General features: G+C 43.5%; 14 protein-coding genes and 1 pseudogene. 10 read left to right on the forward strand and 5 right to left on the reverse strand.

The window, feature by feature from the left end; translation table 11 throughout:
- The coding region (locus OSCI_RS20920) for a beta strand repeat-containing protein (RefSeq protein WP_039962722.1) at positions 1–2,691 on the reverse strand (2,691 nt) is incomplete at its 3' end.
- A 100-nt stretch (positions 2,692–2,791) separates the two neighbouring features.
- Between OSCI_RS20920 and OSCI_RS32085 the strand changes: the two genes are divergently transcribed.
- From OSCI_RS32085 to OSCI_RS20950, 7 genes and pseudogenes are all read left to right on the forward strand, one after another.
- Positions 2,792–2,914 carry a hypothetical protein gene (locus OSCI_RS32085; protein ID WP_007357128.1) on the forward strand — a complete coding sequence of 41 codons (123 nt, stop codon included), beginning with the start codon at positions 2,792–2,794 and terminating at the stop codon, positions 2,912–2,914.
- A gap of 157 nt (positions 2,915–3,071) precedes the next feature.
- A pseudogene (locus tag OSCI_RS28700) lies at positions 3,072–3,332 on the forward strand (transposase); the annotation flags it as partial.
- A gap of 302 nt (positions 3,333–3,634) precedes the next feature.
- A complete protein-coding gene (locus OSCI_RS20930) occupies positions 3,635–5,230 on the forward strand; it encodes a glycosyltransferase family 39 protein (protein WP_007357130.1) in 1,596 nt (531 codons plus the stop codon).
- A gap of 26 nt (positions 5,231–5,256) precedes the next feature.
- On the forward strand, positions 5,257–6,246 hold the full coding sequence (locus tag OSCI_RS20935; protein ID WP_007357131.1) for a glycosyltransferase family 2 protein: 990 nt from the start codon (positions 5,257–5,259) through the stop codon (positions 6,244–6,246).
- 4 nt (positions 6,247–6,250) lie between these two features.
- Positions 6,251–6,844, forward strand: a complete 594-nt coding sequence (locus tag OSCI_RS20940) for a serine O-acetyltransferase (protein WP_007357132.1) — start codon at positions 6,251–6,253, stop codon at positions 6,842–6,844.
- A 7-nt stretch (positions 6,845–6,851) separates the two neighbouring features.
- On the forward strand, positions 6,852–7,949 hold the full coding sequence (locus tag OSCI_RS20945) for a glycosyltransferase (protein WP_007357133.1): 1,098 nt from the start codon (positions 6,852–6,854) through the stop codon (positions 7,947–7,949).
- Between the two features lie 369 nt (positions 7,950–8,318).
- Complete coding sequence (locus OSCI_RS20950) at positions 8,319–8,843, forward strand: serine O-acetyltransferase (RefSeq protein ID WP_007357134.1); 525 nt, start codon at positions 8,319–8,321, stop codon at positions 8,841–8,843.
- Positions 8,844–8,914: 71 nt separating this feature from the next.
- On the opposite strand, the gene OSCI_RS20955 is transcribed toward OSCI_RS20950, so the two are convergent.
- Positions 8,915–10,594, reverse strand: a complete 1,680-nt coding sequence (locus tag OSCI_RS20955; RefSeq protein WP_007357135.1) for a mechanosensitive ion channel — start codon at positions 10,592–10,594, stop codon at positions 8,915–8,917.
- A gap of 77 nt (positions 10,595–10,671) precedes the next feature.
- Here OSCI_RS20955 and OSCI_RS20960 point away from each other — a divergent pair, with 77 nt between their 5' ends.
- Positions 10,672–11,121 carry an SRPBCC family protein gene (locus OSCI_RS20960; RefSeq protein WP_007357136.1) on the forward strand — a complete coding sequence of 150 codons (450 nt, stop codon included), beginning with the start codon at positions 10,672–10,674 and terminating at the stop codon, positions 11,119–11,121.
- Between the two features lie 192 nt (positions 11,122–11,313).
- On the opposite strand, the gene OSCI_RS20965 is transcribed toward OSCI_RS20960, so the two are convergent.
- From OSCI_RS20965 to OSCI_RS20975, 3 genes are all read right to left on the reverse strand, one after another.
- Positions 11,314–11,952, reverse strand: coding sequence for a histidine phosphatase family protein (locus tag OSCI_RS20965; RefSeq protein ID WP_007357137.1), 639 nt, complete (start codon positions 11,950–11,952; stop codon positions 11,314–11,316).
- A gap of 177 nt (positions 11,953–12,129) precedes the next feature.
- Positions 12,130–13,764, reverse strand: coding sequence for an alpha-D-glucose phosphate-specific phosphoglucomutase (locus tag OSCI_RS20970; protein WP_007357138.1), 1,635 nt, complete (start codon positions 13,762–13,764; stop codon positions 12,130–12,132).
- A 221-nt stretch (positions 13,765–13,985) separates the two neighbouring features.
- Positions 13,986–16,469 (reverse strand): phosphoketolase family protein, encoded by a 2,484-nt coding sequence (locus tag OSCI_RS20975; RefSeq protein WP_007357139.1) that lies wholly within the window; start codon positions 16,467–16,469, stop codon positions 13,986–13,988.
- Between the two features lie 656 nt (positions 16,470–17,125).
- Between OSCI_RS20975 and OSCI_RS20980 the strand changes: the two genes are divergently transcribed.
- Positions 17,126–19,945, forward strand: coding sequence for a hybrid sensor histidine kinase/response regulator (locus OSCI_RS20980; protein WP_007357142.1), 2,820 nt, complete (start codon positions 17,126–17,128; stop codon positions 19,943–19,945).
- The gene (locus OSCI_RS20985) at positions 19,942–21,822 is read left to right on the forward strand and encodes a two-component system response regulator (protein WP_007357143.1); all 1,881 of its coding nucleotides are present in this window, start codon (positions 19,942–19,944) and stop codon (positions 21,820–21,822) included. The genes OSCI_RS20980 and OSCI_RS20985 overlap by 4 nt, the downstream gene beginning before the upstream one ends.
- Positions 21,823–21,868 lie beyond the last annotated feature (46 nt).

Raw genomic sequence — 21,868 nt, forward strand, 5'->3', positions numbered from 1 at the left:
TGTTACTGGGGTAATGGCGATTGCATTATAATTAGTATCAGTGCTAGTTGCTGTGTAACTAATTGTGCTAGTATGATTGCCTTCAACTAGGTTATCATCTACGGCTGTGACTGTGACTGTCTGTGGTACATTCCAATTAGCTGAAGTGAATGTTAAGCTAGTTGCGCTACTGGTACTTTGACTGTCAGGATTGATGTTAATTGTGACATCGGATGTGGGTTGACTGGTTAATACTACTGTATAACTATCAGTTGCACCGCCTTCTGAAATATCTGTGCTACCACTGGATTGAGTGATGTTAATATTGGCAGTATCGTTATCAGTAATAGCAATATTTTGAGTAGTTGTGCTGCCTAGTGCAATATTTGCAGACGGATTACTAATAGTTAATGTCGCGGTTTCTGTACCTTCTGCTACAGCATCATCAACAACAGTAAAGGTGGTAGTACCTGTAGTTTGTCCGCTAGGAATAGTAATAGTAGTATTACCCAGGTTGTAATCTCCAGCAGTAATATTAGTTCCAGAAACACCTAAATCAACAGTTTCATTGCTAGAAACGGCACTAGAAGCGGTGGCGGTAACGGTAATTATAGTTGTACCTGCTTCCGTACCTGCATTACTACTAACTGATAAATTGACAATACCTTGTATCAGCGTGTTGGCTGTTGAAGAATCATTAGTTGTCACTGAGTCAGTAATACCTAAAGCTGTTAATCCGCTAAGAATAGGATTAGGTTTTACTGTTGCTGTATTCGTGACAATATTTCCCACTGGTGTTGCCGAATTAATTGTTCCATTAACTGTCAATGTTGCGGATTGTAATGGTGCTAGATTAACGTTTTCCCAAACTCCATTTGTATTGGTGTAATTACCTGCCGAAACTGTAAAACTGGAATTAATTATTTGTGTTGGTAATGTGTCGCTGAGATTGAGGTGAGCTATTGTGTCAGTTGTACTGTTATTTGTAACTGTAATTGTGTAAGTAATCGGGTCGCCGGCGTTTGCAGTGGCGGGGGAGGTTTTAAGAACACTTAAATCGAGATTGGGAGGGGTACTTCGATACTCGAATGCTCCAATATCTACTGTACTGTTGACGGTTCTAGTAAAGGGTAAACCACGTTGGTCGCTAGTAGTTACACCAGTATTATTGCCTGCATCAATGGCAAGACTCGTAGCAAGCAAGGCGTGAGTTTGAGTAAGTCCGCCGTTGTTGGCGAGGGATGCTAATTGGGGATTGATAGGTGTACCGATAGTGCCGACGATATTGCCATTTGTGCCATTGACAAAGCTGCTGCTACCTTGGTTAATGCCAATTAGATTATTACCGTTGTCGGTGAAAGTGCCTGAGACATCTGGGTTAATAGTTCCTGAACCAGCGTTGCTAGGAGTATCGAAGTTACCCGCCACGATCGTATTTTTGACGTTGACAATGCCACCAGCTCTACTAAAGATTCCTCCACTATCGCCAGTGCCGTCATTATTGCTGTCAGCCGTGTTGTTGGCGATCGTACTGTTGGTCAGGGTGGTTATGCCGTTCCAATTGTAGATCCCACCGCCGTCGCTGTTAGTGGAATTGCCGCTGACGGTGCTGTTGCTCAGGGTGGCTGTGCCGCCTTGGTTAAAGATCCCGCCGCCGTCGCTGTTAGTGGAATTGCCGCTGATAGTGCTATTACTCAGAGTCACTGTGTCAAGGTTGAAGATCGCGCCACCGCCGTATTTAGCGGAATTGCCGCTGATGGTGCTATTACTCAGGGTAACAGTGCTGTCGAGGTTGAAGATCCCGCCACCACCATCAGCCGAATTGCCGCTGACGGTGCTGTTGCTCAGGGTGGCTGTGCTTTGGTAGTTGTAGATCCCGCCGCCGCTACCAGCCGAATTGCCGCTGACGGTGCTGTTGCTCAGGGTCACTCTGCTGTAAAAGGCGTTCCAAATCCCGCCGCCGTTGTATTTAGCCGAATTACCGCTGACAGTGCTGTTGCTCAGGGTAACAGTGCTGTTGACATTGAAGATCCCGCCGCCGTTGTATTTAGCCGAATTGCCGCTGACAGTGCTGTTGGTCAAGGTGACTCTGCTGCTGAAGTTCAAGATCCCGCCACCACCATCAGCCGAATTGCCGCTGACAGTGCTGTTGGTCAGGGTGACAGTGCTGCCACTGCGGTTGGAGATCCCACCACCACTGTATTCAGCCGAATTGCCACTGACAGTGCTGTTAGTCAGAGCGATCGCACCTCGATTATAAATCCCACCGCCCCTTGTACTACCACCAGTAGCCGAATTGCCGCTGACAGTGCTATTACTCAAATTCAGGGTGCTGCCTGTTGCTACAAAAATGCCGCCGCCATCGAATACGCTACTACCATTGGCAATAGTCATACTGTCAATATTTACTGTCGTCCCCGCACCGGAAATATCGAACACCCGCACGGCATTGTTGCCGCTAACGGTTAAATTAGTTGCCCCTGGGCCGTTAATACTGACTGAATCGGTAATGTCTAGCGTACTAGCAAGGGCGATCGTACCGCTGACTCCAGTAAGATCGATCGCATCTGCACCAGCAGTGTTATTGGCGGCCACAATTGCCTCTGGCAAGCTGATTTTGCCGTCAGCGCCGGGACTGGCAATTAGGTTCGCGATGCTGGTAGTAGTTCCATCTACCGTGTTGTTGGTGGTTGTGACGCTAACTGTTGCCATAGTTACTCCTCAGCGATTCAGGTTGTAGAATTATGTGCGCGATCGCCATTCTCGTACTGATATCCTCAAAATATTTTGTGCCAATGCAAGCAGAAACGATATGAATCTCGTTAATCTGTGCGTTAATTTATTGCACTATAATATTTATAACTTGCTGATTCCTGGTGGTGCTAGTCAAAATGCAAAAGATTTGTTTCGCAAAATAGCTGAAAGCTTTTTCTGAAAATGCTTCGGGAATATACCTTTAAGATGAGAACGCTAGGTTAAATCATAACTACTAATACAATTTTATCGCGATCGCGGTATTAAAACTTGAGTTTTATCTAGGGTATACAAATAGGGAAATGGATATCAATCTCCACCAGGTAAACTATTACACAGGATACTACCCAGAATCAGTCCATGCAGATCGCATTTATCGAACCAGGGAAAACCGAGCATGTTGTAAAGAAAGAGGAATTAGAATGAGTGAACCGCCGTTAGGAAGGCCACCAGCAAATGTGAGCAAGGGAACCAAGAAACAAGCATGGGAAGATGAGAGAATTAGGAATGCAATTGAGGGCAAATTTGGACAAGGTAAAAGAAGATTTAGCCTAAATCGAGTGATGGCAAAACTTGATAATACTTCTCAAACAGCCATAGAAGATTACTTTTTTAGTAAGCTGTTCAGCTTTTAAATCGCTTAATCCAGTTTCAAGATTTAACAGTTTAGCTTAATCGATCGCTAACAATCAACAACTAACAACTAACAACTAACAACCAACAGACTGTCACACATCTACAACCCAGCCAAAGCGATCGCAGCAATTCTTATCCTATAAACTTTTAATAAAACTTAGTAAAATCTCTGGCAATTTTTACAAAAACGTGCGATAATTCAATCCTAATTACCGAATTGCCCCTTTTAGTTCAGAGTGCAGCTCTACCTTAACAAATACCCATAATGGAAAGCAAGTTAACTCCCAGTGAGTGGCTACCTCCAACTTGGCTAAGATTTATCCTCATCACCATCTTAATTTTGGGGATATTTTTTAGATTTGCCAATCTCGACAGCAAAGCCTACTGGTTTGATGAAACTTCTACATCCTTACAAATTTCTGGCTATAGCGATAACCAAGTAACCGAGCAAATTTTAGACGGCCGCGTAATAGATATTCAAACCTTCCATAAATATCAGTATCCTAGCCCCGAAAAAACCGCCACAGACACCATGAAAGGACTAGCGGTAAAAGAACCTCAGCTTACACCTTTATATTTTGTATTTACCAGGTTTTGGGTGCAGCTATTTGGCAATTCCATCGCGGCGACTCGGAGTTTCTCAGCCGCCGCTAGCCTGCTAGCTTTCCCCTGCATTTATTGGCTGTGTATTGAACTCTTCAAATCGCCTTTGACAGGATGGATTGCGATCGCACTTTTAGCCGTCTCCCCATTTCATTTAGTGTACGCTCAAGAAGCGCGACCTTACAGTTTATGGACAATAGCCATCTTACTTTCTAATATTACCCTACTGCGAGCGATCCGCCTGCAAAATATTAATAGTTGGGTACTTTATGCAGCCACCATAATTTTCGGCATCTACTCATTTCTCTTCTCTGCCTTAGTTATCATTGCTCACGGGATTTATATATTGGCAATAGAAGGATTTCGTTTAAGTAAAACCTTAATTCGCTACCTAATTGCCTCCCTAGTAGGAGTTATAGCTTTTATCCCTTGGATTATCTTCGCTCTTATTAATGTTCAAAAAACTAACGAGGGGAGATGGGGAACAACTTCAACCTCTATTTTTACTTTAATTAAAAGTTGGATTCGGGGCATTAGTTTATTTTTTGCTGACTTTAGCCTCAACGAGGATAGCCCATCAATATACTTTATTCCGTACACCGCCGTTGTATTAATTATTTTTATCCTGGTTTGCTATTCAATTTATTTCTTATACCGCCATAGCCCCAAGCAAGTTTGGTTGTTCATCTTTATTTCGATGGCAGTACCAGCGCTAGCTCTGATCGTACCAGATTTAATTCTCGGAGGTGCTCAGTCAACTATAGCCCGATATCTACTTCCATCTTACTTAGCCATGCAGCTAGGAGTTGCTTACCTCTTCGCTCATAAACTTAGTGATTCAGTCACACCCCAATTGCAAAAAATATGGCAGTTTGCTTTGATTATGCTAATATCAATTGGTATATTTTCTTGTGCTGTATTTTCCCAATCCGAACTTTGGTGGAGCAAAGCAGAAGGTAATGTTAATTATCATTTAGCTCAAGTCATCAACAAAGCTAAGGAACCTCTTGTAATTAGTGACGCTTATTTTGTCAAAACCTTGGCTCTTAGTCACTATCTAGAACCCAAAGTACGGTTTCAATTAGTAGCTGAACCCCAAATTCCTCAAATTGCCGATGGTTTCAATGATGTGTTTATTTACGACTCTTCCCAAACTCTACGCGACGAATTAGATAAAAAGTATAGTTTACAGCCTGTAGATACAGGTTACTCGATCAGAAATGCTTACAATCCCACTCTGTGGCGGCTAGTAAAATAGTAAGAAATAATCACAAAGATTAATCTATGTTCGCTCAAAATCATTCCGAAAAATCAACTAAATTGCTAGTTGTTATTCTTAACTACCGAACCCCTACCTTAACAATCGACTGCTTGCACTCGCTAGTTGACGAAATTTCTGCTTTACCTCAAACCCATGTAGTAATTGGTGATAATAACTCCGGCGATAGTTCCGCAGAAATAATTGCCCAGGCAATTGAAACTCAAGGTTGGAGTGAATGGGCATCTTTTGTACCGCTAGAACGAAATGGTGGCTACGCTTTCGGCAATAATGCCCTGATTCATCCGACCCTGCATTCGCCCGCTCCTCCTCCCTATTTTCTACTCCTAAACCCCGATACAATTGTGCGCCCAGGGGCCTTAAAATTTCTCCTTGATTTCATGGAATCTCACCCCGAAGTTGGCATTGCTGGCAGTCGTTTAGAAGACCCAGACGGCACACCACAAAAGTCAGCTTTTCGGTTTCATACTATTGCTAGTGAAATTGATTATGGTTTGCGTTTAGGTGTGGTTTCAAAATTATTAGCTTCTTGGTGCGCGTCCCCTCCCGTTTCTCAAGAAACCTGTCAAACTGATTGGGTTGCTGGGGCAAGCATGATCGTCCGCCGCGAAGTATTTGAAACCATTGGATTGCTGGATGAAGGCTATTTCATGTATTATGAAGAAATGGACTTTTGCCTACAAGCTAAAAGGTCTGGTTGGAGTTGCTGGTATGTACCAGAAAGTCGAGTTGTACACCTAGTAGGGCAAAGTTCAGGCGTTACAGATACTAAAATTATTCCTAAGCGTCGGCCTCAATATTGGTTTGATTCTCGGCGACGGTACTTTGTCAAAAATTACGGGTGGCTATACGCTGCGATCGCTGATATTTCCTGGTTTTCTGGCTTTCTAGTATTCCAATTGCGCCGCCTAATTCAGCGCAAACCAAATACAGATCCGCCGCAATTACTAGGCGATTTCGTGCAAGGTAGCGTATTCTTCAAAGGAACAGATTAAAATTATGGTAATCCAACCGGAATTAAGCTCAAATGTGAACGAGCTAGAAAGCCCAAGTTTGGGACTTTGGGAACAGATTAAAGAAGACTGGATCGCTCACGGTTGCGATTGGACTAAGCCAGGATTTCGAGCCGTAGCAGTTCAACGTTTCGGCGTGTGGAGAATGAGTATTGAACCTAAATTACTTCGCGCTCCCTTGAGCATTCTTTACCGAGCAATGTACCGCAAAATTCGCAATACTTACGGTATTGATTTACCCTATACTGTTAAACTCGGCCGCCGCGTAGTTGTAGAACATCAAGGTGCTATTGTGATTCACGGTTACTGTTCTATTGGTGATGAATGCGTGATTCGCCAAGACGTAACTCTGGGAAATCGTTATTTAGATCGTCCTTTAGATGCGCCTAAATTAGGCGCTCGTGTTAATATCGGTGCGGGTGCAAAAATTCTCGGTGATGTCACTTTAGGCGATGATGTTAACATCGGCGCTAACGCTGTAGTTTTATCAGATATTCCCTCTGGAAAAACAGCAGTCGGCATCCCTGCTAAAATTATCAAATCCACGAATTCTACCAATCCTGAAAGTCAAATTAATTAACATACTTATGAATATTTATCTACTCTCAGATCGCGCTTTATATTCTAGTGTTAGCTACGATCCTTTGTTTGAATTAGAAGACATATTAGTAGAAAGTTGTGGAGCAAAATTACTAATTCCTACTCAAAGTCAAGGGGCACAATGGGCAAACCAACAGCCGAAAATTACATCTAAGTTTCTCAATAAAGTTGTGCGCCGCACCACAGGTTCCTATAAGCTAGCAGATGAAGCCCTCGAATCTATAAAGAAGCCGAATGTTTTACTAATAGTTGCTTTGTGCGGAGCTAATTTAGCTACCCTCTCAAGTATCTCTAATTGGAGAGATAAGTTTGATGTAGTTGCTGCCTATATCTTCGATGCTTGGGGCTTTCATATTTACCCAAAATACACAAGTCAATTAGATCGTTTATTTGTACCAATGCCGGAATTAATAGAGGGGTTGAAACAATCTTTCGGCATTCCAGTATCTTCTTTACCTTTTGGAGTCGATGCTCTCACTCATGGCTCTTGTAACGTTAACCGCCCGATTGATTTGATTAGTTATGGCAGAATTCCCAAACAATATCATACTGCTTTTAATAATAAATTTAATCAGCCTGGTTCGGGTAGAATCTATTACCGTTCTACACCTAGAGCTGGAGAAGTTTATCCTAAAATGCCCTATGAAGAGCGTAGAGATCGGGAAGATAGGATGTTATTATTTAAGATTTTAAGAAGAACTAAATTATGTTTGGCGTTTGATACCCTGTATCCCGGTATGCGCGAGTTTCCTCATTCTTTTGTGACTCTGAGGTGGTTTGAAGGTGGCGCTGCTGGATGTGGAATTATTGGGAAAAGACCGATTACTCCTGCTGCTGAGGAGTTGTTAAATTGGGAAGATGCAACTATTGAGTTGCCAGATGACCCGGAAGCGAGTGTAAAATTGATTGAAGAACTTTTACAGGATGAGCCGCGCCTTCATTCTATCCACAAACGAAATTATATCGAGAATTTGACTCGCCATGATTGGCGGTGGCGAATTAAAAGTATGCTGGAAGAGTTGAAGATTCCCTTACCTGTTCGTCTTGCTGAAGAGTTATCACAAATGTTAGTTGTTAGTTGGTAGGGGCGAATGGCCATTCGCCCGTACAGTTGTTAGTTGTTATACCAAATCCGGGTTAGTTATCCCCTTTATGAATCGGCGGTTAAAACCGCTTCTATACAAACGAAGTCCGCCTGCGCGGACTAAGAGAATAAACGGGGTGGGAAACCCGGATTTGGTATCAGTTGTCATTGCTTCGCTACGCTCGCAATAGATTGAGCTCGCCTTGAGGTTACTAAAGGTAGAACTTATGAATTGTAACTTTGTGGGAAGGTTTTGGGATTGCTTGCGCCTAGTCAAGCGCTACGCGCAGGCTACGCCAACGCAATGACAACCAGTAAACAACTAACAATTAACAACTAACAATTAACAACTAACAATTAACAACTAACAATGGTTGAATCAGTTAATATTCAGACTATTTCTGCTACCGATCCCGATTGGAGTCGTGAAAAATGCGACCGTTGGTGGGAACCTAATCGTCAATTACTCAAATGTATCCGCAATTATCAAAAGTGGCAGGTTCGTGGTGGAATTGTTGGAGGTTTTTTATCTCGTTGGAATGTGCTTTGGCACAGATTTTGGAGTGTAGTAACTGGAGCAGATATTCCTTTAAACTGCCAGTTAGGAGGGGGATTAATTATCCTTCATCCCAACGGGATCGTGATTCATCCAGGGGCATTTATCGGCCCAAATTGCTTGATTTTACAACAGGTGACAATTGTGGAAGGGGTGAAAATTTGCGGCCATGTTGATATCGGTGCGGGAGCGAAAATTATTCGGGCTGTGACTATTGGCGATCATGCTAAAATTGGTGCTAATGCTGTAGTTATTTGCGATGTGCCGGCAGGAGCGACGGCGGTGGGAGTGCCGGCGAAAATTATTAATTTGCCAAGTTCTGGGGAGAATGTTAATTAGTATAGCGATCGCGCCTTCCTCCCAATACCCAAAAAATGGCGCTTGTCAACAACAAACGCCATTATTTTTAACTACGATCGCGGCGGTTTCTGTTCTTTAAACTCCGCTAGCCATTCCCGAACCTGTTCGGCAGCAATATCGCGGCTCCCTAAACCAAAAGCCAGAGCGATCGCCACTGCGATCGCACCCAACAACAGCCCAAAAGCCAAATTCACAATATTGCTAGCAATTCCCATCTGTTGCAACGCCATCGCTGAAACTAGCGCAATAATGCTGATCCGAGCAGTTTGAGCTAAAAGTCGAGCTTGGCGAGTGCCAGAACTGGCAATCAAGTTGTAAGCCAAATTAGCCAAATACAAACCGATCGCAAACACTATAAGCCCAATCAACACTCTGCCAGAAATGACGATAATCTGATTGACAATCGAAGTCAGAGCGTCAAGGTTGAGGACATCCGTAGCCGTCACCGTCGCAAACAGCATAATCCCCACCAGCGCCACAATACCCGCAATTTCTGAAGGCGTGCGCGAAGGTATAGCCGTCGCAGGTTCCGGCTGGATTACTGTTGCGTATGGATCTAAGGGAGTCACAGTTGGCGGTGTGACTGTCAAATTAGGCCGCGATTGCAAACCTAGCCAGTAGAAAATATTGTTGAAGCCAATTCCCGTGAGAATATTAGCCACCAAATCGGCAACAAAACGACCGATGAAATAGGCGATCGCTAAAATTACCCCAGCGGTAAAAATCTGCGGAATCGCATTCAGAATCTGAGTCAACATCGACACCGCAGGAGCCGAAATCGCATCAACTCTCAGCGCATTTAAGGCCGCGATCGCAGTCGGAATTAAAATCAGGACATAAACAATCGTCCCCACAATCCACGAAAGCGTCTGTCCTCCCACCGATTGAGTCAGTCCAACTCTCGCCCCCAACAAATCAGTCCCAGTCGCCGCCAACAAATTAGTTACAATTCGGCGTACAATCTGAGCGATCAGCCAGCCAGTCGCCCCAATAAACAGCGCCGCCAACACATTCGGCAAAATTGACAGAATATCGTCAAGCAATCGCTGCACTGGTTGCAGCGTCCCCTCCAACTCCAGAGTGCTCAATACTGAGGGCAAAAACAGCAGAAAAATGAACCAGTACAGAGCATTTCCCAAAGTCTCGCTCAAAGCCAACTGGTTTTGTGCTGGAGTTCCCGCCACCTGTTGATTCAAGCGCTCATCCAAGCGAAAGAGCCGCAACCCCCGCGTCACCACCAGCTTCGAGATCGTAGCCAGCAGCCAAGCAACTGCCAAAAGCCCAGCAGCGCCCAACACCTTTGGTAAAAACACAGTAATCTGATTCAGCAAGCTAGTCAGCGGTTGAGAAGCCGCCGTAAGCTGGAGTTTATCTAAAAAGCCCACCAACGCAAAAATCATCACCAGCCAGAATACTGTACTGGCGATCCACTTATCTACTGGGGGCATCTCCGTACCCCCTTGTTGCCCTCCAATCCAACCAGCTAGGCGATTATCGAGATTAGTGCTATCTAGCAGCTTTTTCGTGAGAAACTCTGCAACTAGGGCTATTACATAGCCAATCACCAAAATCCCGATCGCCAAAGCCAGATCGATAATCGGGTTAAATTCCGGGGGAAGTACCCTCAAAGGATTGGGTAAAACAGGCATTTGCTGCCCCAAAATTAGCCCCGATAGGACAGGCTTGAGGATATTTGTACCCTGAGTTATCTCTTGCCAAGTTCCATTCATATTTTTATTAGGTTAACGTCAGATTTGACCAGTAAAAATGCGAAACTGCAACTAATAGCATCTAGCTTGCAGGTTATATGTCACATCGTCAAGTTTTTGAGCAATCAATAGAAATTAGCGCCAGTGTAACAGTGGTGGAGCGATGTATCACTGATAACGTTTTAATGCACAAATGGCTAAATCCAGTTCTGCGCTGCGAACCCGTAGGTAATTGGCACACAAATGTAGGAAGCCGCAGTCGCTTTATCATACAAATTCCTATTTTGCAACCCACTTTAGACAGTATAGTTTTGGAGCGAGAACCAGGTCTAATTGTGTGGGGGTTTGAGGGATTTTTTCAGGGGCGCGATCGCTGGGAATGTCAACCCCAAGGTAAAGTTACTCGTCTGCTCAACCGCTTTGAATTCGAGATCCCAAATCCCCTAATTCGCTTCGGCTTTAACCGCTTTGCCGCCCCTTGGACACAGAGGGATATGCAAGCACAATTACGCCGCCTTAAAGGGGTAGCAGAGGCACAAAATGGCTAATTGCTAGTTGTTGCTAATTGCTAATGGCTAATTGCTAATTGTTAATTGTTAATTGTTAATTTGTAAGGTGGGCGCTCGCCGCAAAAAGTCTGTAATTCATAGCTAGAGATGGTTGATGCGAGCGCCCACCCTACTTTTAATTGCTAACAACTAACCACTAACAACTAACAACTAACAAATAACAAATAACAACTAACTCCCTGGTAAAGAACGCAGACTCTCATCCATATAAGAGCGATCGCCTAACACCTCCAACAGCGGGCCGTGAATGTCAAACTTCACCATGCTAACAGAACCAGCTAAGGCATTAATGCGATCGCGATAACGGCCTAAATCAATTCCTAACAAACTACAAAGTATAATTCTAATAGTTGCCTTGTGGGAAACAACTAACACATTGCCCTCCCGATGTTTTGCTTCAATTTCTGCGATAACTAGAGATGCTCTACTGGCAATTTGCACAGCAGTTTCACCCCCATTCGGTGCATTCCACGCGGGTTCAGTCATCCAACTAATATAATCATCAAGATAGTTTTCTTTGACAAATTCTAGGGTTTTTCCTTCCCATTCACCATAGCGGATTTCTTTGAGTCCATCCCGCAATTGCATCTCAATTCCTACTGCATCGCACAATGGTTTTGCTGTTGCAATTGTTCGTTTCATCGGACTTACATAAACTGCTGTCCAAGGTAAAGAAGAGTACGCAGCGCCAAAAGCTTCCGCCATCTTAGTACCTTCAGGAGTTAAATCAGGATCGAGATCCCCGCAATAACCACCTGTGCGACTGTAAATTGTTTCTCCGTGGCGTAAAAAATACAGTTTTAAACTCATAAATTCCTCCTAAAATAATTATCTTGGCGCTTAAAACCGCGTCTACACAAACTTTCATCCGGCTGCGCGGAGTGTAAAATTAATTCTAACTAACCCGCGTAGGCGGGTTTTGCCTGTGTAGCTGCGGTTTCAACCGCCGGGTCAAAGTCATTTAGGTCAAAATTACCATGCCATAATTTAGGTAATTACTGTTGGTTGTTCCCGTCCTGTGAGAGTACGAATTTTGGCAATTTCATCAGCAATTGCAATCAAACTTCCTAATGCTTCTTGCGTATCAATATCATGTTTTGCTGAATTTGGCTCGTAACTTTCGAGATAAATCCTTAAGGTTGCGCCTTGGGTTCCCGTACCAGAAAGACGGAAAATAATGCGCGAACCATCGGTAAATCCGATCCGAATTCCTTGCTTTTCGCTAATACTACCATCAATCGGATCGGTATAGCTAAAATCATCAGCATATTCTACCTGATATTGACCGAATTGCTTACCTTTCAAGCTAGAAAATGCAGCGCGAACATTAGCAATCAAAGTATTAGCTTTGTCGCTATCTACTCCTTCATAGTCATGGCGAGAGTAGTAATTACGACCGTAAGTTTTCCAGTGTTCCCGCACGATTTGCTCGACTGATTTCTTCTGGACTGCGATAATATTCAACCAGAATAATACCGCCCACAGCCCATCTTTTTCGCGGACGTGATTGGAACCTGTACCAAAACTTTCTTCGCCGCACAAAGTGGCTTTATCAGCATCTAAAAGATTGCCAAAGAATTTCCAACCTGTAGGAGTTTCGTAGCAGTCAATTCCGAGTTTAGCAGCAACGCGATCGGCTGCTGCTGAAGTAGGCATAGATCGCGCAATTCCTGTTAAACCAGCACTGTAACCGGGAACTAATTTAGCATTAGCAGCTAGAATAGCTAAACTATCACTGGGAGTTACAAAAAATTTGCGTCCCAGAATCATGTTGCGATCGCCATCGCCATCGGAAGCTGCACCGAAATCTGGCGCGTTTTCCCCATACAAAATCTCAACGAGTTCGTGAGCATAAACTAAGTTAGGATCGGGATGTCCGCCGCCAAAATCTTCTAGGGGTATGCCATTAATGACAGTACCCGCAGGTGCTCCCAAATGTTCCTCTAAAATTGTCTTGGCATAAGGGCCAGTTACGGCGTGCATTGAGTCAACACAAAGGCGAAAATTACCCGCAGTAATTAACTGACGGATGCTATCAAAATCAAATAGAGACTGCATTAATTCAGCGTAGTCGGCGACTGAATCAATGACTTCAACTGTCATCTCCCCTAGTTTAAATGTCCCTAATTTGTCTAAATCGACATCCTTGGCTTCGAGGATTTTGTAATCGGCGATCGCTTTAGTCCGATTATAAATTTCATCAGTAACTTTTTCTGGTGCTGGCCCACCATTGCTAATGTTGTATTTAATGCCAAAATCTCCATCTGGCCCGCCGGGATTGTGACTGGCAGATAGTACAATTCCTCCAAAGGCGTGATATTTCCGAATGATGCAGGAAACAGCAGGAGTTGATAAAATGCCTGCGCTACCTACTAATACTTTGCCAAAGCCATTGGCGGCGGCCATTTTTAAAATTGTCTGAATGGCAGTACGGTTATAATAGCGTCCGTCGCCGCCGACAACTAATGTTTGTCCTTGATAGTTTTCTAAGCTGTCAAAGATAGATTGAACGAAGTTTTCGAGGTAGTGGCGTTGTTGAAATACTGTAACTTGTTTCCGTAGTCCTGATGTGCCGGGTTTTTGGTCTGAAAATGGCTGTGTTAATACTGTGTGTACGTTCATGGGCAAATATTAAGAAAGACAGGTTTTGAGTTTTGAACTAAGCCCGGCGAATAGAATTCGCGGCTACACAGGCAAAGTCCGCCTACGCGGACTGTAGAATTTTAACCCGCGCAGGCGGGTTTTGTTTGTGTAGATGTGGTTTTAACTGCCTACGCGGACTGTAGAAATTTAACCCGCGCAGGCGGGTTTTGTTTGTGTAGATGGGGTTTTAACCGCCGACTCTACGATCGCGATCGCGCCGCGCCTTCCTCTAACTGTGACTCGCTAAAATCAGCGCCCCCAGACTCTCCAGTTGTCGCCTTTGGTGAACCAGGATCGCTATAATATCCCCATTTCCAGTCGCGCACTTCTGGCAGATCATCGCCATACTCAGCAATGTAAGTGACGTGCTCCACTAATTTGTCGTGCAACATCTGCTTAATGTGACCTCCGATGTAATGCAATTGAGGCAAACGATCGATGACATCTATTACCAAATGAAAACGATCTAAATCGTTCCGCACTACCATATCAAAGGGCGTACTCGTGGTTCCTTCTTCCTTATAACCCCGCGCGTGGATGTTATTATGATTTGTCCGGCGGTAAGTCAGGCGGTGAATTAGCCAGGGATAGCCGTGATAAGCAAAGATGATCGGTTTATCTACTGTAAAAATCGAGTCGAAGTCTTTATCATTCAAACCGTGCGGGTGTTCGCTTTCCGGTTGCAATTTCATCAAGTCTACGACGTTAACGACGCGCACTTTTAATTCAGGTAAATGTAGCCGAATTAAGTCAACTGCTGCTAGGGTTTCTAAGGTAGGAACGTCGCCGGCGCAAGCCATGACGACATCGGGTTCGCTATTTTGATCGTTGCTTGCCCATTCCCAAATACTGATCCCTGCCGTACAATGTTTGACCGCCGCATCCATATCTAAATATTGCAAGGCGGGTTGTTTACCAGCAACAACAACGTTGACGTATTGGCGACTCCGCAAACAGTGATCGGTGACGGATAGCAATGTATTGGCATCGGGTGGTAAATAAACCCGAATTACGGCTGCTTTTTTGTTAACTACGTGGTCGATAAAACCGGGATCTTGGTGGGAAAAACCGTTATGATCTTGTCGCCAAACGTGGGATGTTAGCAGGTAATTAAGAGAGGAAATTTGTCGCCGCCAAGGTATATAGCGCGTGGTGTTTAACCATTTGGCGTGTTGGTTGAACATGGAGTCGATGACGTGGATGAAGGCTTCGTAACAGGAGAAGAAACCGTGACGGCCTGTAAGTAGGTAGCCTTCTAACCATCCTTGGCAAGTGTGCTCGCTGAGGATTTCCATGACTCGGCCATCGGGGGAAAGGTGATCGTCGTAGGAGAATGTATCATCCATCCAGGTGCGATCGGTGGCTTCAAATACGTCGTTCCAGCGGTTCGAGGCGGTTTCGTCTGGCCCGACGATGCGGAAGTTGCGGCTTTCCTGGTTGAATTTCATTACGTCCCGCAGGAATTTGCCCATAACGCGGGTGGCTTCTTCGTAGGTAGTGCCTGGTTTTGTGACTTCTACGGCATAATTTTCAAATTTTGGCATTTTGAGGTCGCGGAGCAAAATGCCGCCGTTGGCGTGGGGATTATCGCCCATGCGTCGCGTTCCTAATGGTGCGAGTTCGGCGAGTTCGGCGAGGAATGTGCCTGCTTCGTCGAAGAGTTCTTCGGGTTTGTAGCTTTTCATCCAGTCTTCGAGGAGTTGGACGTGCCCCGGTTTGCTGCCCATTTCCGACAGGGGGACTTGGTGCGATCGCCAGAAATCTTCGGTTTTTTTGCCGTCTACTTCTTTGGGCCCCGTCCAACCTTTGGGCGATCGCAGAATAATCATCGGCCACCGAGGGCGTTTGCTGAAGCCTTTAGTCCGGGCCTCTTGTTGAATGGCTTTAATTTCTGCGATCGCGCTATCCATCGTCGCCGCCATCAACTGGTGCATCATTTCTGGGTCTGAACCTTCCACGAAGTAAGGCTTATAGCCATAACCCACAAACAAACTTTCTAATTCTTCATGGCTAATCCGTGCTAACACCGTCGGGTTAGCAATTTTATAACCATTGAGGTGTAGAATTGGTAATACTGCGCCGTCATGAATCGGGTTCAGAAACTTATTAGAATGCCAAGCAGTGGCTAAGGGGCCCGTTTCGGCTTCCCCGTCCCCAACAACGCAAGCCACAATTAAGTCAGGGTTATCAAAAGCCGCCCCGTAAGCGTGGGAAACAGCATAACCGAGTTCGCCACCTTCGTGGATCGAACCGGGAGTTTCTGGCGCGACGTGGCTAGGAATTCCGCGTGGGAAGGAGAACTGTTTAAACAGACGCTTCATCCCTTCAGCATCTTGGGAAACGTTGGGGTAATATTCGCTATAAGTGCCTTCTAAGTAAGTGTTGGCAACTAAGCCAGGGCCACCATGACCGGGGCCGGCAATGTATATTACATTCAGGTCTTGAGCTTTAATTAGGCGGTTGAGATGGGCGTAAATGAAGTTCAAGCCGGGAGTAGTACCCCAGTGTCCTAACAGCCTCGGTTTGACGTGCTCTAGCTTCAGGGGTTCTTTGAGAAGGGGGTTGTCTAGCAAATAAATTTGTCCTACAGACAAATAGTTTGCGGCCCGCCAGTAAGCGTGGATTTTATCCAGTTCTGATGGGGAAAGGGGTTTCTTTTGTTGTACCGGAGTTGTTGCTACCATACTGATTTAGGCGATCGTGATATTTTAGTCAATGCTTTACTTTCATTCCCCAGGCTAAAAGCACTGGGTTTCCGAAAAAGTGTGTGAAGTTTGTCTGGAAAAATAATCCCTCGCGCGACGGAGCTTTTGTGGTGTTAACTTGCTACTCCTTAGATTTTCGAGCTAAACTTCATGTTGAGTATCGGAACTTGATTGCATAGTACCTCATTTTATAGGGGAGGAATATTAAATTAAGATTAATGTCTTGCTAATAGCTTTTTGGGGAAGGCTGTTAAAACCCACTAAAGCTAAGTATTCTCAGTAAATTTGCTTGTGATTGGCAGGAGGGCCACACCACAATCAAAATTAATTTTGTCAAACAGACATCCTAATCTTTGCTTCCAAAACTTATACTGCCTTCTGTCTTCTAGCTTCTGCCTTCTGCCTTCTGCCATCAAACCGATCCAATAGGGAGCAATCATATTTGTTAGCAAAAAAAAGTATCCTAGCTAACACAGGTCGTTAAAACTTTTAGTGTAATCTAAGCAACATATATTACGTAAAACTGACTGGTCGGGAAAAGGCAGATTTGACCCCCACCGCCTCAACGAACAGCATCAGAGTAAAAAGTATACCTGTTGCGATGATTGTTGGCATCATCCTACTCCGAGCCATCCATGACCCAGCCAGATATCAACCTTACTAACTCAAAAAAAAAACATTTAATCCCACTCCGCCTCATCTTAGTCGGGCCATTTCTCATACAAATTTTTGCCGCAGTGGGATTAACAGGATGGCTATCATTCCGCAACGGTCAACAAGCCGTTAATGACTTAGCTGCACAATTGTACGAAGAAATCACAGCCCGCATTTACCAACACCTCAATACTTATCTAGAAACCCCTCATTTGATCAATCAACTCACTGCTGATGCTATCAGTCTGGGTAAATTAAATCCCCAAGACTTCACTAGCATGGAGCGCTATTTTTGGCAAAATATTCAGCGTTTTCCCACCGTTAATTATATTTACTTCGGTAACTTGCAGGGAGAATTTATCGGCAGCGAACGTCGGTTAGACGGAACCTTGAATATTGGGATCGTAAAAAAATCTAGTAACGGCGATCTTAACTTTAATAATTATGCAGTAAATAGTCAAGGAGAGCGCACAAATATATTGTCAACTCAACTAAAATACCCGATCCAAAACGAAGTTTATTATCAGTTGGGTGTGTCCGCAAAGCAAGCAATTTGGACTCCACTATATTTATGGATTGCACCCCGCCCCGAAGTCAGCACAGATGCCCTGCTTCCTATTTATAATCAATCAGGAAAATCAATAGGATATCTGGGAGTATCCCTAATAGTTTCAGAGATTAGTAAATTTCTTCAGAGTTTGAAAATTAGTAAATCAGGCATAGCTTTCATCTTAGAAACATCAGGAGAAATAGTTGCCTCCTCAACCAACGAAAAGAGTTTTATTAAAAGTAGAGATAGTTGCTCTATTAAAAGACTTAAAGCAGCAGAAAGCAGCGAGTATTTAATTCGCGCTACAATGCAGCACTTATTAATAGAAAAAAGGAGCAACCTTACCCAAATTAAGACACCCACCCAACTCGAAATTTTTAAAATTAACGGCAAGAGACATTTTGTACAAGTAACACCGCTCTCAGACAAGCGGGGTCTAAACTTCCTAATTGTCGTCGTTGTTCCCGAAGCAGACTTTATGGAGCGGATTAATGCTAATACTAAAACCAGCATTTTACTATGTCTTTTAGCATTAGGAAGCGCGGCATTACTAGGAGTTTTAACCTCGCGCTGGATTACAGGGATAATCTTAGAGTTATCCCATGCTAGCCAGAAAATAGCTAGCGGAGAATTAAACCAAAAAATTGAAATTAAAAAAATTGCTGAACTCGATACTCTAGCCAGCTCTTTTAACCAAATGGCCCAGCAATTACAAGCATCTTTTACTGCCTTAGAAACAGCCAAGAGCGAGTTAGAAGCCAGAGTTGAGGAGCGAACAAGCGAACTAAAAGATGCCAAAATAGCTGCCGACACCGCCAATCGCGCCAAAACCGAATTTATCGCAAACATGAGCCACGAACTCCGCACACCTCTCAACGGTATTTTAGGTTACGCTCAAATTTTACAACCCTTAAAAACCACAGATGAAAAAGTTAAAGACGGTCTCCGTATCATTTACCAGTGTGGCTCACACTTACTTACTTTGATTAACGATATTTTAGATATTTCCAAAATAGAAGCTCAGAAAATGGAACTTCATCCTACAGATTTTCATTTTCCTTCTTTCTTAAGTGGTGTAGTAGAAATATGTCGCCTTAAAGCAGAACAAAAGGGTATTGTACTTGCTTACCAACCTCAGAATTCCCTTCCAGATAGTATTCGATCTGACGAGAAGCGTCTACGGCAACTACTAATTAACTTACTCAGTAATGCCATCAAATTTACTGACGAAGGTAGGGTCGATTTTAAAGTAGAAGTTATAGGAACTCAGGAATGCCCTCAAGCGGAACTTAGGGAAAAATCATCAATTACCAATCATCAACTACCAATTACCAAAATTCGCTTTCAAATTGAAGACACAGGCATTGGTATTAACTCTGAGCAATTAGAAAAAATATTTTTACCCTTCGAGCAAGTGAGTGAAGCCTCTCGCAATCATCAAGGCAGCGGATTAGGGCTAGCAATCAGCCAGAAAATAGTCGAATTGATGGGCAGTACAATCAAAGTCAAAAGTCAGCCAGGAGTTGGGAGCACTTTTTTGGTAGAATTAGATCTAATTCAATTGCCCGAATCTGTTCCACCATCCGTAGAGCCCAACCACAAAAATATCACAGGTATTTACAGGAAAAAGCCCAAAATTTTAATAGTAGACGACAAGTGGGAAAATCGCTCGGTACTAGCTAACTTGCTCTCTCCCATCGGTTTTGAAATTATAGAGGCAGTCAATGGTCAAGAAGGTTTAACAAAAGCCCAGTGTCAACCGGATTTAATTATCACTGACTTAGTAATGCCCGTCCTAGACGGTTTTGAAATGATCCGGCGCATTCGCCTGATCGAGGAGCTAAAAAATGTAGTCATAATAGTTACATCTGCTAGCGTATTTGAAGCCGATAAGTACCAAAGTTTACAAGCAGGATGTAACGATTTTATGCCTAAGCCAGTAGAAGCAAAAATATTGCTAGAGAAGTTACAGCAGCATTTGCAAATAGAATGGACTTATGAAGAAGACACAGTAGCCGTTAACCTTTCCTCTTCTAATTCTCTGATCGCTCCCCCGCAGCCAGAGATTGACACCTTATACGATCTAGCAATGAAAGGCCACCTTCAAGGAATTATGAAGCAGGCAGCAAACATAGAACAGATAGATGAAAAATTTGCACCTTTTGCTAACAAGTTACGCCAATTATCTAAAGGTTTTCAGGAAAAAGCCATGAAAGAATTTATTAGCCAATATAGGGGAGAAAAACCGTGAACAGTGAATATAATAAAAAAAGTATAGTTTTAGTGGTAGACGATCACGCCAGTAATTTAGCGGTACTCTCTGACTATTTAGAGCAGGTTGGATTTGAAGTCTGGGTAGCTTCAGACGGGGAAAGTGCTTTACAAGCAGTTCAATATGAGGCCCCAGATATCATCTTATTAGATATAATGATGCCATGTCTCGATGGATTTGAAACTTGTCGTAGGTTGAAAGCCAATCCTAGAACTAAGGACATCCCTCTAATTTTTATGAGCGCCCTTTCTGAGACAGTCGATAAAGTTAAAGGTTTGTCTTTAGGTGCTGTTGATTATATTACTAAACCCTTTCAACATGAAGAAGTATTAGTTAGGCTGAGACTGCACTTAAAAATGAGCATTTTGAACAAGAGAATGGAAGAAAAGAATTCGCTATTGAGCGAATTAACTTCTCAGTTAGAACATCGAGTCGAGGCCCGAACTGCTGAACTAAAAAGTGCTATGCACGAACTGCAAAACGCTTACTTAGAATTGTTAGCAAAGGAAGATAAGTTACGCTACGATGCTTTTCATGACTCCTTAACTGGTTTGCCTAACCGAACTTGGTTTATAAATCAGCTAAATCGGGTAATTGAGTTAGCAAATCTGGATTCTGATTATTTATATGCAGTGCTGTTTATCGACCTAGATCGGTTTAAAGTTGTTAATGACAGCTTAGGACACTTAGTCGGAGATGAATTGCTAAAAATCGCTGCTAAAAGGCTGCAAGATTGCGTGCCGGAAACAGATATAGTTGCTCGTTTAGGAGGGGATGAATTTATTATCTTACTGGAAGCAATTGGAGATATGAACGAAGCTATAAGCACAGCAGATCGAATTCTTGAACAACTGAGATTGCCATTCATTTTTGATAAATATGAAATATTTACAGGTGCTAGTATTGGTATTACCTTTAGTACAATGGGTTACGATCGCGCTGTGGACGCGATTAGAGATGCTGATGTAGCGATGTACCAGGCTAAAATTAAAGGTAAAGGCTGTTATGAAGTATTAACAAAAGCCATCCAGACTCAGGCAGCAAACCGCTTACAGCTTGAAAATGAGCTCAGGAAGGCAATAGAATTAGAAGAATTTTGCCTTTATTACCAACCCATTGTATCGCTGTCTACAGGTCATCTTTTAGGCTTTGAAGCATTGGTACGTTGGCAGCGCGCTTTTGGCGAATTAGTTTCGCCGGCAAAATTTATTCCCCTGGCTGAAGAAATTGGAGCAATCAATTCTTTGGGTTGGTGGATTTTTCAGGAAGCTTGTCGCCAACTCCGCTTGTGGCAACAGCAATTTCCTCAAGCTCTTGGTTTAACACTAAATGTCAATGTTTCGCCAGTTCAGCTAAAGCAAGCTAATCTAGTAGAGAGGATGCAGAAAATAGTCGAAGCTACTGGCGTTTCAAGTTCCTGCTTGAAATTAGAAATTACTGAAAGCTGCTTTTTAGAAGCATCTACCTGCGAAGCAACGATGCTGAAGCAGTTAAAAAGCCAAGGTATTAAGTTGTGTATTGATGACTTTGGAACTGGCTATTCTTCTTTAAGTCGTCTGCATGAGTTTCCCATTGATACCTTAAAGATTGACCGCTCTTTTGTCAACCGTATCAGCGCGGGGAAAAGTGATGGAATTGTGGAAACAATTGTTACCCTTGCTCACAGTTTTGGTATGGATGTAGTCGCAGAAGGAATAGAAACTTTAGAACAATTGGAAAAACTCTGTTCTCTTGGGTGCGAGTTGGGGCAAGGCTATCTATTTTCTAAGCCTGTAGACAGTCAAACTGCAACACAACTTCTGCTAAATAATGCTAAACTTTTACCTTCAATGTTGCGACCATTCTTAACTGCTTAATGCTATTTTTTACTGACTCCGCTTTTATGAGTGGAAAATCTAATGT

Origin of the sequence: Kamptonema sp. PCC 6506 (assembly GCF_000180455.1) — a bacterium.
GTDB lineage: Bacteria > Cyanobacteriota > Cyanobacteriia > Cyanobacteriales > Microcoleaceae > Kamptonema > Kamptonema formosum.